A 14,351-nucleotide genomic window follows, 5' to 3' on the forward strand; every position below is an offset into this window, starting at 1 on the left:
CAGTCGGGCGCGGCTCGCGCCCCCCAGCGCTCCCTGTGATCGGGCTGTAGCTTGCAGTACGGCAACACCTGCATGACGAAGACCCCCATTCACCGCACAGAATGGTCGTCCGGGAGAGTCTGTGTCAAGTAAAGTCCGGGGGCCCTGAACAGCGGCGCGCCCCGGGCGGGACCGCCCTGTCCGGACGGCCCGCTCGGGGCGCTGTGCACCGCTCCCCACGAGGGAAAAGCGCGGGACGGCCGTGAATTGACGGACCGTCAGTAATTTTCGTCAGGCGAGCACCGGGCCGCCCGCCCGCCAGGTGCGCGGGCCGTCGAAGCCCGTCGCCCGGTCGGTGCGGCGCCAGCTCGCGGAGCGGCGCTGCCTCGGGATCATCACCCGGGCCGCCTCCGCCCGGGCCTCCATGGCCGAGAAGTGTGCGAAGAACAGCGCGGCCAGCGCCGCCAGTTCCTCCGGATCCGGATTACCGCGTTCCACTCTCAGCAGCTCACGGCAGTGCTCCAGGGTCATCTCGGCAGGCGCGGCCGGCTCGGTGGCGGGCTCGGTGAACTGGGTCATCTCGCTCATGTCGGTCACCTCTCTACGGGAGTCGGGCCTACTGGGGCGGGTTGCCGTGCTTGCGGCGGGGCAGTTCCGCGTCCTTGGCGATGAGCATCGCGACCGAGCGGCACAGCACCGAGCGGGTCTCGCGCGGGTCGATGACGTCGTCGACCAGACCGCGCTCCGCCGCGAAGTAGGGGTGCACCAGCTCGTTCTTGTACTCGTCGATCTTCTGCTTGCGCATCGCGTCGGGATCCTCGGCGGCGGCGATCTCCCGGCGGAAGACCACGTTCGCCGCGCCCTCGGCGCCCATCACCGCGATCTCGTTGGTGGGCCAGGCGAACGAGAGGTCGGCACCGATGGAGCGCGAGTCCATCACGATGTACGCACCGCCGTACGCCTTGCGCAGCACCACCGAGATACGAGGAACGGTGGCGTTGCAGTACGCGTACAGCAGCTTCGCGCCGCGCCGGATGATGCCGTCGTGCTCCTGGTCGACGCCCGGCAGGAACCCGGGGACGTCGACGAGGGTGATCAGCGGGATGCTGAAGGAGTCGCAGAACTGGACGAACCGCGCGCCCTTCTCGCTCGCCTTGATGTCAAGCACGCCCGCCATGGCGGAGGGCTGGTTGGCGACGATCCCGACGACGTGGCCGTCGAGCCGGGCCAGGGCCACCACCAGGTTGGGCGCCCAGGCCGCGTGGATCTCCATGTACTCGCCGTCGTCGACGAGCTCCTCGATGACGCCGCGCACGTCGTACGAGCGGTTGCCGTCGGCGGGCACCAGGTCGAGCAGCGCCGCGCCCTCGCGGTCCACCGGGTCCGAGGTCTGCGCCAGCGGCGGCATCTCCCGGTTGTTGGACGGCAGCATCGACAGCAGATAGCGGACCTCGGCGAGGCAGGTCTCCTCGTCGTCGTACGCGAAGTGCGCCACGCCCGAGACCCCGGCGTGCACGTCCGCGCCGCCCAGACCGTTCTGCGAGATCTCCTCGCCGGTCACCGCCTGGACGACGTCCGGGCCGGTGATGAACATCTGCGAGGTCTCGCGGACCATGAAGACGAAGTCGGTGAGCGCGGGCGAGTACGCCGCGCCGCCCGCGCACGGCCCCAGCATCACGCTGATCTGCGGGATCACCCCGCTGGCCTTGGTGTTGCGCTGGAAGATGCCGCCGTAGCCCGCGAGCGCCGAGACGCCCTCCTGGATACGGGCGCCGGCGCCGTCGTTCAGGGACACCAGCGGCGCACCGGCCGCGATGGCCATGTCCATCAGCTTGTGGATCTTGGAGGCGTGGGCCTCGCCGAGGGCGCCGCCGAAGATGCGGAAGTCATGGGCGTAGACGAAGACCGTACGGCCCTCGACCGTGCCCCAGCCGGTGATGACACCGTCCGTGTACGGCTTCTTGGCCTCCAGGCCGAAGCCGGTGGCGCGGTGCCGCCGGAGCTGCTCGACCTCGGTGAAGCTGCCCTTGTCCAGGAGGAGTTCGATCCGCTCGCGCGCGGTCAGCTTGCCCTTGGCGTGCTGCGCCTCGGTCGCCTTGTCGCTCGGGCCGCGGACGGCCTGTTCCTTGCGTTCGCTGAGTTCGTCCAGCCGGTCGGAGACCTCGGCGGAGGACTGTGTGGTCGGCGTGGTCGGCATGGTGTTCGGTTCCCCCTGTAGGTTGCGGATCCTTGGTGCGGAGTCGACGGCCTTCGCGGTCACGTCGGGTGGTTGCGCAGCGCCGCCGCGGCGGCGTAGCCGGGCTGTACGGGCACGTTGCGCACCGTCCAGCCGTGCGGGCGGCCTCGGGCGTTGCGGTCGCCCAGGTAGTCCGCCGCGGGTGAGCGGGTGAGTCCGGTGCCCAGGCCCTTGAGATAGGCCTCCTTGCGGGTCCACAGCCGGGCGAACGCCACCGTCCGCTCGGCCGCGGGCAGTTCGCGCAGCTCCTCGCGCTCCTGCGGGTGCAGCCGGGGCAGCACCATCTCGACGGCCTCGGGCGACGGCACGCGCTGGACGTCGACGCCCACCGGAGCCGCCGCGACCCCGATGGCGATCAGGCCGTGGCTGTGCGAGAGGTTGAAGTGGAGCGGCACGGGCGGATCGATCAACTGCGGCTTCCCGTACGGCTCCTCGCTGCGGCCGAGGACGATCCGGCCGGGTTCGAGGCCGGTGTACTCGGCGAGCAGCCCGCGCAGGGTGGCGTGCGCGGCCACGTACTGGGTCCGGTCGCGCGCGGAGACGTAGGAGGCCGCGCGCGCCGCCTCCATCTCGTCCAGCGCCTGCATCAGCGGGCACACCCGCGCCACCTCCTCGGCGGGCGGCCGGAACACCAGCAGGTGCAGCCGCCCGGCCGCGGGGGCCGCGCGCAGCGGCGTACGGGTCGCGTTCACCGGCGCACCGCCTCGTGGACGGGGCCGCCCTGCTCCGGGTCCCCCGCGGGCTCCTCGACGGGCTCCACGCGCCCGCCGCGCCGGTCGTACGCCAGCGCGGTGAGCGCGGCCGCCAGCGAGACCAGACCGCCGACGTAGAAGCCCGAGCGGGCGCCCAGGTGTTCGGCGAGCCAGCCGATGAGCAGCGAGCCCAGCGGGGTCGAGCCCTGGAGGATCAGGGTGTACAGCGCCATCACCCGGCCCCGGTACTGCGGGTCGCTGCCGAGCTGGACGCGGTGGTTGACGGCCTGGACGAAGAAGATGGTGGCGCCGCCGGTGAGCGAGAGCAGCACGATCGCGGCCGCGAAGTTCGGCGCCCAGCCCGCCACCGTCTCCAGGACCGCGAAGACGAGGGCCGCGCCCACCACCAGCCGGCTGGTGGGACGGCTGCGGCGCGCGGTGGTGGCGAACGCGGCGATCAGCGAGCCCGCCGCGAACCCGGTGGTGAGCAGCCCGAAGGAGGCCGCGTCGGCGTCGAAGACGGTCTTGGCGTACAGCGGAAGCGTGAGCTGGAAGTTGAGCCCGAAGAGCGAGATCACCCCGACGAGGGCGAGCGGCAGCTTCAGGTCCCGGCGCCCGGCCACGTACTTGAGCCCGTCGACCACCCGCGGCCGGGTGTCCTGCCGCGCGCCGAGCAGGAGTTCACCGGGCCGCATCATCCGCAGCCCGATCACGGTCGCCAGATAGCTGACGGAGTTGAACAGCATCACCCAGCCGGTGCCGAAGCCGGTGATGAGCAGCCCCGCGAGGGCGGGGCCGACCACCCGGGCGGTGTTGAAGTACGCGGCGCTCAACGCGGAGGCGTTCGGGAGCAGTTCGGGCCCGACCAGCTCGCTGACGAACGACATCCGGGTCGGCACCTCGACGGCGTTGACGACCCCGAGGCCGAACGCGCACAGCCAGATGTGCCACAGCTGCACGGCGTCCGCGAACGCCAGCAGCGCCAGGACCAGGGCCAGCACGCCGGACGCCAGATTGGCGCAGGTGAGCAGGAGCCGCTTGTCGTAGCGGTCGGCGAGGCGCCCGCCGTACAGGGTGAGCAGCAGCAGCGGCGTGAACTGGAGCGCGGTGACGACGCCGAGGGCGGTGCCGGAGTTGTCGGCCAGGCCGAGGACGATCCAGTCCTGGGCCACGACCATCATCCAGGTGCCCGCGACGGAGACGACCTGCCCGGCCGCGAACAGCCGGAAGTTGCGGACCGCCAGGGAGCGGAAGGGATGGGCGAAGGTGCTGGTCATAGGCTCGGATGGTCAGGCATCGCGTCCCGCCCTGGTGATGCAGTCCTCCAGGAAGGCGAGCGTGCGCAGGTGGTAGGAGCGGGCCGCCCAGCCGAGGCTGATGTTGTGGCCCGCGTCCGGCTGGCGGTCGACGACGATGCGGGGGGCGGCGGTGAGCTGGGCGGCGAGGTCGGCGAGGTCCTTGTCGCCGTGCAGCCACCAGCCCTCGTGCTCGGCGAAGGTGAGCCGGACGGGGATGCGGACGCGCGGCGCGAGGGCCGCGAACAGCTCGGGCCAGCGCGGCAGTTCGCTCGCCTCGCGCTCCGGCATCGGCGCCACCAGGGAGCCGCTGCTGCGGAACGTGTTCGGCGGGTAGAGCCGCAGCGGCCCCCAGTGCCGGGCGATGTGCTTGAGGCCCTTGCGGATGACGCCCGGGGTGACGGCGTAGCGGTGGCCGCAGCCGGAGATGTCGAGGCCGAGGAGGCCGTCGCCGGTGCAGTGGGCGGCGGCCGACAGGGCGAGCTTGCCGCCGAAGGAGTGCGCGACGAGCAGGATGCCCGCGCCCGTCGGGTACCTGGCGGTGAAGTCGTCGATCCCGGCGCGCAGCACGTCGGTCTGCTCGGCGACGGTGAGGCCGTCGGGCAGCTGGGCGGCGGACTGCCCGTAGCCGGGCCGGTCGACGGCCAGGACGGTGTAGCCGAGCCGGGCGCCCAGCGTCAGCAGGGACAGCTCTGGGTGGGCCTGGCCGTCGAAGTACCCGGCGCTCATGCCACCGCCGTGGACGGCGACGACGGTCGCGCGGGGGGTGCCTTCCGGCTCGCACAGCAGCGCGGACAGGGTGACACCGCCCGCGTCCAGGGTGATCCTGCGGACACCCTGCGAAACGACCGCCGGTGCGAGCGTGCTTTCCATCAAAGCCCCCGTTTGCGTTGAGGTTCGTTCGGCCGCGGCCCCGCGCCCCTGAAGGGGCGCGGGGAACCGCACGACCGGCCACCGACGGCCCGCAGACGCGACACCGCCTTCAGAACCGAGCTCTCCCGCGTCACGAACCCGCCGGACCGAACCACTGCCCGAGCGCGGCCTCCAGGCCCGGGACGTCGTCCCCGGCCCAGGCGACATATCCGTCGGGCCGGACCAGCACGGCACCCGTACCCGCGAGCGGATCGGTGCCGCCGTCCACCGGCTTGGCCGAGGCGGTGACCACGTCGACCCGCCCCTGCCACGCGGCGGCGGCGCCCCGTACGGCCGAGGAGTCGCCCAGGTCGAGCAGGACCCCGCGGGCCGCGTGCAGCAGCGCCGTCGTGCTGGTCTCGCCGTCCGCCAGGACCAGCGTGCGGTGCGCGATCCGGCGCCCCACCAACGGGTGCTCGCCGCCCAGCTCGTACCGGATGTCCAGACCACTGACGATCCCGGCGAGGTGGCGCTTGACGTCGTCGTACTGGATGAGCTCGCCGAAGAGCTGGCGCAGCGGGTCGGCCTCGGGGCCGCCGAGGAAGACCATGCCCTGGGCGCGGGTGTTCATCAGCAGCCGCGCACCCACCGGGTGCCGCTCGCCGTGGTACGTGTCGAGCAGCCCTTCCGGCGCGGTCCCGGCGATCTCCGCGGCCAGCTTCCAGCCGAGGTTGGCCGCGTCCTGGACGCCGGTGCTCAGGCCCTGGCCGCCGGCCGGGAGGTGGATGTGGGCGGCGTCGCCGACCAGCAGGACCCGGCCGCGCCGGTACTCGGACGCCTGGCGGGTGGCGTCGCTGAAGAAGCTGACCCACTCGGCGCCGCCGTGCGAGATGTCCTCACCGGTGATCGACTGCCAGGCGGCGGCGACCTCCTCGAAGGAGACCGACTCGCCGCTGGCGCGGGCGGGCGCGTTGTCGGGGCAGACGATGATCCGGTCCACGCCCGGGGCGAGCGGGGCCGCCATCACCATGCCGTTGTTGAGCCGCTCTCCCAGGAAGCGCGGGCGCAGCTCGCAGCCGGTGACGTCGGCGAGGAACATCGCCCGGGTCGCGGAGGTGCCCGGGAAGTCGAACCCGGCGGCCTCGCGCACCACGCTGCGGCCGCCGTCGGCGCCCACCAGGTAGGAGGCGCGCAGCTTGCGCACCGCGTTGGGCGTCTGGACGGTGATCTCGACGTCGTCGCCGTCCAGGAAGCCGTCGGTCAGCTCCAGGAAGTCCCAGCCGCGCCGGATGTCGACGCCCAGCTCGGCCGCCCACTCCTCCAGGACCGCCTCGGTCTTGTACTGCGGGATGCCGCGCGCCCCGAAGTGCCCGCCCTCCAGGACGGTGTAGTCGAACTGCACCCCGCCGAAGTGGCCCATCGGGCTGATCTCCAGCGTCTCGCCCTGCCCGAAGCGGGGCAGCAGTCCGCGCTGGTCGAAGATCTCCATGGCGCGGGCCGTGAAGCCCAGGCCGCGGGACTGCCCGGTGGGCTTCGCCAGCCGCTCGACGACGACGACCCGCGCCCCGCCGAGCCGCAGCTCGGCGGCGAGCATGAGACCGGTCGGACCCGCGCCGACGATGATGACATCGGTGTCCACGGCTGTCCCCTCCATAGTGTTCCCTTTCCTGGACGTGCCCTGTCGTGCCCTGTCGTGCTGAGGAGTCGTACGGTCGTGCGCGGGGGTGGGGGGTTGTGCCTGCGGGAGGTCAGTGGGAGGGGCCGAACCAGCGCTCCAGGGCCTCCCGCAGCCCGGAGCCGTCGGTGTCGGGCGCGCCCGCCCAGGCCACGTGCCCGTCGGGCCGCACCAGGACGGCGCCCACGCCGTCGAGGGCGCCGTCCCTCTCCGGCGCGGCCGGGAGGGCCGTGACCCGGTCCGCCCAGCCGGAGGTGTCCGGCAGCGCCGCACCGCCGCCGGACAGATCGAGGAGTACACCGCGTGCGGTGCGCAGCAACTGGGCCGTGTTCACCGGGCCTTCGCCGGTGGTCAGGCCCGCGTCCGGCAGCCGGGCGCCGAGCAGCGGGTGCTCCGGGCCGCCGACGTCGTAGCGGATGTCGAGACCACTGATCATCCCGGCGAGGTGCGCCCGGACGTCGTCGTGGGTGAGGAGTTCGGTGAGCACCGAGCGCAGCGGCTCCACCTCGGGGCCGCCGAGCAGCAGCATGGCCTGCGCCCTGATGTTGGACAGGACCCGCCGGCCGACCTCGTGGCGCTCGGTGTGGTACGTGTCGAGCAGGCCCTCGGGGGCCGACCCGCCGAGGTGCAGGGCCAGCTTCCAGCCCAGGTTGAAGGCGTCCTGGAGGCCGAGGTTGAGGGCCTGGCCGCCGATCGGCATCTGGCGGTGGGCGGCGTCCCCGGCGAACAGGATCCGGCCGCTGCGGTACCGGGTGAGCTGGCGGTTGGCGTCGCCGAACGAGTTCGCCCAGAGCGGGGTGCCGCCGCTGATGTCCTCGCCGGTGACGCGCTTCCAGACGGCCGCGATCTCGCCGAACTCCGGGTCTCCGGTGCGCGGTTCGGCCTGGGAGCCGAACTCGTGCACCATGACCCGGGTGACCCCGTCGCGGGTCGCCGCGATGGCGAGCCCGGCGGGCAGCCGCTCGAAGCGGCGGTTGGGGATGGTGACTCCGGCCACGTCCGCGCGCAGCAGCTCGCGGCCGGCGTCGTTGCCGGGGAACTCGGCCCCGGTGAGGCGGCGCACGGTGGAGTCCTCGCCGTCGCACCCGACGAGGAATCCACCGCGCACCACGACCGTGCCCTCGGGCCCGGCCGCCGTCGCCTCGACGAAGTCGCCCCGGTCGGACACCCCGCGCAGCTCGTGCCCGCGCCGGATGTCCACCCCCAGCGAGAGCGCCCACTCCTGGAGCAGGGCCTCGGTCCGGGTCTGGGGCATCTTCCACTGCCCGGGGTAGGGGCTGGGCAGTGTGAGGTCCATCGGGATGCCGCCGAAGTGGCCGCGCGGCTCGTTCGGCGGCGTCCCGAAGACGTCGAGCAGGCCACGGCTGTCGAGGAGCTCCATGGTGCGGGCGTGCAGCGTGGAGGCCCTCGACTCCGTGGTGGGCGTGGCCCGTTGTTCCAGTACGACCACGTCGGCTCCGCCCAGCCGCAGCTCACCGGCGAGCAGCAGCCCGACGGGTCCGGCGCCGACGACGATGACCTGGGTGTCTGGGCGGTCCGTGGTGGTCATGCGGGATCAGCCCTTCGACTCGGCGTACGTCTTGGCGTGGTTGAGCGTGGCCGTGCTGTTGGTGGACAGCGCGGTGTGCACGTACTCACGGGCGTCCGCGACGGTGGCCTCGGGGCCGAGGATCTTCGCGATGTTGTCCGTGTTGAGCGTGACCGTGTGCTGCGAGGAGGCGGCGGTGCCCTCCGGGGTCTCCTCGAACGTCCAGATCCCGGTGTGCAGGGTCATCAGCGCGGGCAGCGTGATCTGCTTGTACGCGATCTTGTGGTTCGGGAAGGTCACCCGGTACGACTTGGTGGTGTGCACCGAGCCGTCCTTGGCGCGGGTGTCCATCTCCAGGGTCTGGAGCCCGGGGGTGTCCTCGGTCAGCCGGACCACGGCCACGTGCGGCAGCCGCTCGGACCACAGGTTCGCCTCGTTGATGAAGTCGAACAGGTCCTTGGGCGAGCCCTGGACGATGACGGTGTCGGTGAACGAGAACGTCACCTCCTCGGTGGCGTGCGCCAGCTCGACGTTCTGCTTGAGCGCGGCCAGCTCCGAGCGGCTGTTCTTGTCGACCGCCTCGTCGATCCAGGCCAGGCCCTCGGGGTCGTCGTCGATCGCCCGGTAGTCGTGCAGCAGCCGCACGCGCGAGGAGTTCTCGGCCAGGGTCTCGATGATCCAGGTGCCGCCCATCGCCGCGACCGGAGGCGTGGTGACCTCCTGGCGGAAGGTGATGCGCAGGCCCTCGGGGTCCAGCTCGCGGTGCGAGGTCCAGTTCTTGGCCTCGCCGTTGGCGGTGGCCCAGATCCGGATGCGCTCGTGGTTGTCGTGCTCACCGACCTGGTCCACGTAGATCGTGGGCGGGAAGATCCGCGGCCAGTTGGTCACCTCCGCCAGCAGCCGGTACACCGCGGCGGCGGGGGCGTCGATGGTGATCTCGTGCTCGACCTCACGGGTCGTCATAACCGCTCCTCCTTCGGGTGTGTGGCGGATCAGAAGTTGCCGAGGCCGCCGCAGACGTTGAGCGCCTGCGCGGTGATGGAGGCGGCGGTGTCGGAGGCCAGGTAGCCGACCAGACCCGCGACCTCGTCCGGGGTGGAGTAGCGGCCGAGCGGGATCTTGGACTGGAACTTCTCCAGGATCGCGTCCTCGGAGGTGGAGTACGCGGCCGCGTAGCCCTGCCGCACGCGCTGCGCCATCGGCGTCTCGACGTAACCGGGGCAGACGGCGTTGACCGTGATGCCGGTGGGCGCGAGCTCGTTGCCGAGCGCCTTGGTGAAGCCGACCACGCCGTGCTTGGAGGCCGAGTACGGGGCGCCGAGCACGACGCCCTGCTTGCCCGCGGTGGAGGCGATGTTGATGATCCGGCCGCGGTCCTTGTGGCGCATGCCGCCGGTGTTGAGGACCTCGCGGGTGACCCGGAAGACGCTGTTCAGGTTGGTGTCGATGACGGCGTCCCACAGCTCGTCCTCGATGTCGGCGGTGACGCCGCCACCGGACCGGCCGGCGTTGTTGACCAGCACGTCGACGGTGCCGAAGCGGTCGACGGCGGCCTGGACGAAGGCCTTGACGCTGTCGGCGTCGGTGACGTCGAGGGCCGAGCCGTCGGCCTCCAGACCCTCGCCCTGGAGCTGCTTGACGGTCTCGGTGACGTTCTCGGCGTTGCGCGCGCCGATGAAGACCTTGTGGCCCTGGGAGGCGAGCAGCCGGGCCACGGAGAGCCCGATGCCGCTCGTGGCACCCGTCACCAGTGCGACCCGTGCGGTGTTCTCGGTCATGTCGTTCTTCCTTAGTCTGTGGCTCAGGCGGCGGACGCGGAGGACAGCTGGGCGTTGACGACGTCGATGAGGGCGCGCGGCGTGGTGGCGTCGGTCAGCGCGTCGTCGTCCAGCGAGATGCCGTACTCACGCTCGATCCGGCCGCCCGTCTCCAGGAGCGCGAGCGACTCGTATCCCAGGACCTCGAACTCGGTGTCCAGAATGTCGCCGTCCAGGTCGACGCCCTCGTCGGCGCCCGCTGCCTCGAGCAGGATGCGCTTCAGGTCCTCGAGGGTGAACGTGGTGGCCATGGGATTTCCCTTCCTCTGTACGGCGTGCCGCAGGGGCTGGTCGCAGTGGTGTTCAGCGGTGGTGCGTGGACAGGTGGTGCGGTGGAGCGGTTGCGTACCGGCTATGCGGCGGCACGGACGACGACGGCGGAGTTGAAGCCGCCGTAGCCGCGGGCGACGACCAGCGCGGTGCGCACCTCGGCGGTGCGCGGCTCGCCCAGGACCAGGTCGAGGTCGTACTCGGCGGCCGGGTCGATGTGCACGGTGGGCGGGATGACCCCGTCCTTGATGGCGAGGAAGGCGGCGGCCAGGTCCAGCGGGGCCGCGCCCGAGTAGAGGCGTCCGGTCATCGTCTTGGGCGCGGTGACCGCGACCCCCCGGGTGCCGAAGACGGCGTTGAGCGCCTCGGCCTCCTGGCGGTCGAGCTCGGGGTCGGCGGCCGCGTCGGCGAAGACCACGTCCACGTCACCCGGTGCGACCCCGGCGTCGGCCAGGGCGAGTTCGATGGCCTTGCGCAGCCCGGGCGGACGGCCGGAGCCGGCCTTCGGGTCGATGGTCGAGCCGTAGCCGGAGACCTCGCCGTAGATCCGGGCGCCGCGGGCGCGGGCCGCCTCGGCGTCCTCCATGATCAGGATGGCGCCGCCCTCGCCGGGCACGTACCCCGCGGCCTCGCGGTCGAAGGGCAGGTAGGCGCGGGTCGGCTCCTCGCTGGTGGAGAGCCGGTCGCTGGCCAGCTGGGCCACCCAGCCCCACGGGCAGACCGAGGCGTCGATGGCGCCGGAGACGATCAGCGAGGTGCCCTTGCGGATCTGCCGCCGGGCCTGCGCCACCGCGTCGAGACCGCCGGCCTGGTCGCTGACGACCACGCCGCTGGGGCCCTTCATCCCGTTGCGGATGGAGATCTGGCCGCTGTTGACCGCGTAGAACCAGGCGAAGGACTGGTACGCCGAGACGTACTGGCTGCCCTTGGACCACAGGGCCTGGAGCTCGCCCTGGCCGAACTCGAAGCCGCCGGCCGCGCTCGCGGTCACCACGCCCATGTCGAACTCGGGGAGTTCGGCGGGGGTGATGCCCGCGTCGGCGAGCGCCCAGTCGGCCGCGACCAGCGCGAGCCGGGTCACCCGGTCGGTCTGCGGGAGCAGTCGGCTCGGCAGCAGGTCCTCCGCGACGAAGCCCGGGACCTCGCCGGCCAGCTTGGCCGGGTAGGACGACGGGTCGAAGCGGGTGATGCGGCCGATGCCGCTCTTGCCACCGACGGTCGCCGCCCAGTAGTCCTGGATGCCGAGCCCGTTGGGGGACGCCACCCCCAGGCCGGTGACCACCACGGACGACGTCATGCGAGCTTCCTCTCGGGACGGGCGAGCACCACGGCGCTCTGGAAGCCGCCGAAGCCGCTGCCGACCGAGAGGACCGCGTCGGTCTTCCGGTCGCGGGCGGTCAGCGGGACGTAGTCCAGGTCGCACTCGGGGTCGGGCGTGTGCAGGTTCGCCGTGGGCGGCACGACGTTGTACTCCATGGCGAGCGCCGAGGCGGCGATCTCGATCGAGCCGATCGCGCCGAGCGAGTGCCCGACCATCGACTTGATGGAGCTCATCGGCGTCCGGTAGGCGTGGTCGCCGAGGATCCGCTTGACGGCCGCCGTCTCGTGGCGGTCGTTCTGCTTGGTGCCGGAGCCGTGGGCGTTGATGTAGTCGATCTCGTCGCCGTTCATCCGCGCCTCGTCGAGCGCCACGCGGATCGCCTCGGCCATCTCCGCGCCGTCGGGGCGCAGTCCGGTCATGTGGTACGCGTTGGAGCGCGTGGCGTAGCCGGCGATCTCCGCGTAGATGTGGGCGCCGCGCTTGACCGCGCTCTCCAGCTCTTCGAGGACGAAGAAGGCGGTGCCCTCGCCGAGCACGAAGCCGTTGCGCGAGTTGTCGAACGGCCGCGAGGCCGTCTCCGGCTCGTCGTAGCGGTTCGTCGTGGCCTTGATCGCGTCGAAGCACGCCATGGTGATCGGCGAGATCGGCGCGTCCGAGGAACCGGCGATCATGACGTCGGCGGAGCCCTCGCGGATCAGCTCGACGGCGTAGCCGACCGAGTCGATGCCGGAGGTGCAGCCGGTGGAGACCACGGTGCTGGGGCCCTCGGCCCCGACGGCCCAGGCCACCTCGGCCGCGAACGAGCTCGGCACCAGGTGGTTGTAGAGGTGCGGGGCGGCATACTCGTGGTCCACCAGGTCGAGCCGGCCGCCGTCGCTGACGACCCGGTACTCCTCGTCGAGGCCCATGGTCGCGCCGACCGCGCTGCCGACGGTGACGCCGACGCGGTACGGGTCGAGACCGGCGAGCTCGAGGCCGCTGTCGGCGACCGCGCCGCGCGAGGCGACGACCGCGAACTGCCCGGCGCGGTCCATGCGCCGGACCTCCTGCGGGCTCAGACCGTGCTCGTACGGATCGAAGTCGATCTCCGCGGCCACCCGGGAGCGGAACGGCGTGGGGTCGAAGAAGGTGATCCCGCGCGTCGCCGTGCGACCCTCGCTGAGGAGGCTCCAGAAGTTCTTGGTGCCGATTCCACCCGGGGCGAGCACCTCCATCCCCGTGATGACGACCCTGCGAGGCGTTGTCACGCGCCCGCCTCCCAGTTGTAGAAGCGGGCGGCCATGGCGTCGGCGGGCGAGCGCCAGGTGGCCGGGTCGTACGCCTGGATGAACGGCTTGAGGTCGTTGCTGATCCCGATGAACCGCGGGTCGTTCTTCGCGGCCTCGATCAGCTCACCGCCGTTGTCCGCGTCGAAGTCCTGCAGGTGGAAGTAGAGGCCCCGGTAGGAGAACAGCTGGCGGCGCAGCGTTCCCATCCGGTGCGGCATCTCCGTCGCGTCGAACTCGGCGAACAGCTTGGCGACGTCGGTGCTCGAACCGGGTTCCATGCGGGCGACGATGAGCGTGCTGTGCATACGTATTCGCTCCTCAGCGGTTGCGGTTGATCCGGCACTGGCCTTCCTCCTCGCGCGTACGACGTCGGACGCGCCCGGATACGAGGGCCATGAACGGGAGTTGAGCGAGAGGATCAGCGGTGGCGAACCACGCCCCGGATCATGTATTCAAGGGTCTTCTGATCCCGCTCGCCGTTCAAGGCGCCCCGGTTCAGGTCTACGTCCGGTTCGGTCAGGTTCCGCAAATACACCGCAGCCATGTCAGAGAACCGGCAGCGATGAGCAGCTGAGCGCACGGAAATTGTCACGTCGGCGTCAGGTGTCGTCAGGTCGCGAACCGGAGCGTCTCCCCTGTGCGCCCGCGCCCGGAATGCCGAAACGCCCGGCTCCAGGAGAGGAGCCGGGCGTTTCGTGGTGCTGTGGTGCCAGGTGTTACTCGCCGGCCGCGCGGGTGTGGACCACGCGGTAGGTGTTGGAGTCCACCGACGTCAGGAGCGAGCCGGTGCGCTTCTCGGCCTCCAGGCGGGCGGCGGGCTTGTCGCCCTGCGGCACGGCCTGGTAGGCGACGAACGCCTCCTGGCTCTCCCACTGCGAGTAGGAGACCACGAAGGAACCCTCGAGACCGCGGGCGGCGATGCCCTTGAGGATCGTGTGGGAGACGTAGCCGGGAACGTCGCTGAGGAACTTCATCGACGGGCCGAGCGCGTCGACCAGGTCGTCCTGGTTCTTCTCCTCGACACCGAAGACCGCGATCACGGTGAAGTCGGTGCGCTCCGGAGAGATCTCGACGCCGTCGCCCGACTTCGACTGCGAGTAGCCGATCTCGTTCTGCAGCAGGCGGATCGAGGTGGTCAGCTCGCCGAAGAGGGGCAGCGTGCGGTGCTTGAACTCCTCGCCGTCGTACCGGTCCTCCAGGTCCGCGCGGCTGCGCCACTGGATGAAGTTGGCCGTGCCCGGCTTGTCCACGCCGGCGTGGACGGTGGAGGACATCCAGCCCGGGTAGGCGGCCGAGTCGACGATCTCGCGCATCGCGCCGAGCAGGCCCTCCTGCTTCTCCGGGGCGTCCGTGGAGAAGAGGTTGAGGACGGTCAGGTTCTTGTCATCGGCGGAAATCTTGGGCATGTTCTTCGCTTC

General features: G+C 71.5%; 14 protein-coding genes. All 14 read right to left on the minus strand.

Annotated elements, in window-relative coordinates; all coding sequences use genetic code 11:
- Nucleotides 1-270: 270 nt before the first annotated feature.
- Nucleotides 271-567, minus strand: coding sequence for an acyl-CoA carboxylase epsilon subunit (locus IE252_RS24330; RefSeq protein WP_229848766.1), 297 nt, complete (start codon nucleotides 565-567; stop codon nucleotides 271-273).
- 28 nt (nucleotides 568-595) lie between these two features.
- Complete coding sequence (locus IE252_RS24335; RefSeq protein WP_190091600.1) at nucleotides 596-2,176, minus strand: acyl-CoA carboxylase subunit beta; 1,581 nt, start codon at nucleotides 2,174-2,176, stop codon at nucleotides 596-598.
- 59 nt (nucleotides 2,177-2,235) lie between these two features.
- Nucleotides 2,236-2,907: a 4'-phosphopantetheinyl transferase family protein gene (locus tag IE252_RS24340; protein ID WP_190091601.1), complete on the minus strand. Its 672-nt coding sequence runs from the start codon at nucleotides 2,905-2,907 to the stop codon at nucleotides 2,236-2,238.
- Complete coding sequence (locus IE252_RS24345) at nucleotides 2,904-4,184, minus strand: MFS transporter (protein ID WP_190091602.1); 1,281 nt, start codon at nucleotides 4,182-4,184, stop codon at nucleotides 2,904-2,906. Before IE252_RS24345 ends, IE252_RS24340 begins: the two co-directional genes overlap by 4 nt.
- A gap of 12 nt (nucleotides 4,185-4,196) precedes the next feature.
- Nucleotides 4,197-5,075 carry an alpha/beta hydrolase gene (locus IE252_RS24350; RefSeq protein WP_190091603.1) on the minus strand — a complete coding sequence of 293 codons (879 nt, stop codon included), beginning with the start codon at nucleotides 5,073-5,075 and terminating at the stop codon, nucleotides 4,197-4,199.
- 130 nt (nucleotides 5,076-5,205) lie between these two features.
- Complete coding sequence (locus tag IE252_RS24355; protein ID WP_444545958.1) at nucleotides 5,206-6,693, minus strand: FAD-dependent monooxygenase; 1,488 nt, start codon at nucleotides 6,691-6,693, stop codon at nucleotides 5,206-5,208.
- Between the two features lie 109 nt (nucleotides 6,694-6,802).
- On the minus strand, nucleotides 6,803-8,278 hold the full coding sequence (locus IE252_RS24360; protein WP_190091605.1) for an FAD-dependent monooxygenase: 1,476 nt from the start codon (nucleotides 8,276-8,278) through the stop codon (nucleotides 6,803-6,805).
- Nucleotides 8,279-8,284: 6 nt separating this feature from the next.
- The gene (locus IE252_RS24365; protein WP_190091606.1) at nucleotides 8,285-9,220 is read right to left on the minus strand and encodes an aromatase/cyclase; all 936 of its coding nucleotides are present in this window, start codon (nucleotides 9,218-9,220) and stop codon (nucleotides 8,285-8,287) included.
- 29 nt (nucleotides 9,221-9,249) lie between these two features.
- Entirely contained in the window at nucleotides 9,250-10,035 is a 786-nt protein-coding gene (gene fabG, locus IE252_RS24370; protein WP_190091607.1) for a 3-oxoacyl-ACP reductase FabG, read from the minus strand.
- Between the two features lie 23 nt (nucleotides 10,036-10,058).
- Nucleotides 10,059-10,325, minus strand: coding sequence for an acyl carrier protein (locus tag IE252_RS24375; RefSeq protein WP_190091608.1), 267 nt, complete (start codon nucleotides 10,323-10,325; stop codon nucleotides 10,059-10,061).
- Nucleotides 10,326-10,426: 101 nt separating this feature from the next.
- Nucleotides 10,427-11,641 (minus strand): ketosynthase chain-length factor, encoded by a 1,215-nt coding sequence (locus tag IE252_RS24380; RefSeq protein WP_190091609.1) that lies wholly within the window; start codon nucleotides 11,639-11,641, stop codon nucleotides 10,427-10,429.
- Nucleotides 11,638-12,912: a beta-ketoacyl-[acyl-carrier-protein] synthase family protein gene (locus tag IE252_RS24385; RefSeq protein ID WP_190091610.1), complete on the minus strand. Its 1,275-nt coding sequence runs from the start codon at nucleotides 12,910-12,912 to the stop codon at nucleotides 11,638-11,640. The genes IE252_RS24380 and IE252_RS24385 overlap by 4 nt, the downstream gene beginning before the upstream one ends.
- Entirely contained in the window at nucleotides 12,909-13,238 is a 330-nt protein-coding gene (locus IE252_RS24390) for a TcmI family type II polyketide cyclase (protein ID WP_067162612.1), read from the minus strand. The genes IE252_RS24385 and IE252_RS24390 overlap by 4 nt, the downstream gene beginning before the upstream one ends.
- A 411-nt stretch (nucleotides 13,239-13,649) precedes the next feature.
- Nucleotides 13,650-14,339 (minus strand): antibiotic biosynthesis monooxygenase family protein, encoded by a 690-nt coding sequence (locus IE252_RS24395; protein WP_190091611.1) that lies wholly within the window; start codon nucleotides 14,337-14,339, stop codon nucleotides 13,650-13,652.
- Nucleotides 14,340-14,351: the final 12 nt, after the last annotated feature.

Source organism: Streptomyces melanogenes (assembly GCF_014649795.1).
GTDB classification, from domain to species: Bacteria; Actinomycetota; Actinomycetes; order Streptomycetales; family Streptomycetaceae; genus Streptomyces; species Streptomyces noboritoensis.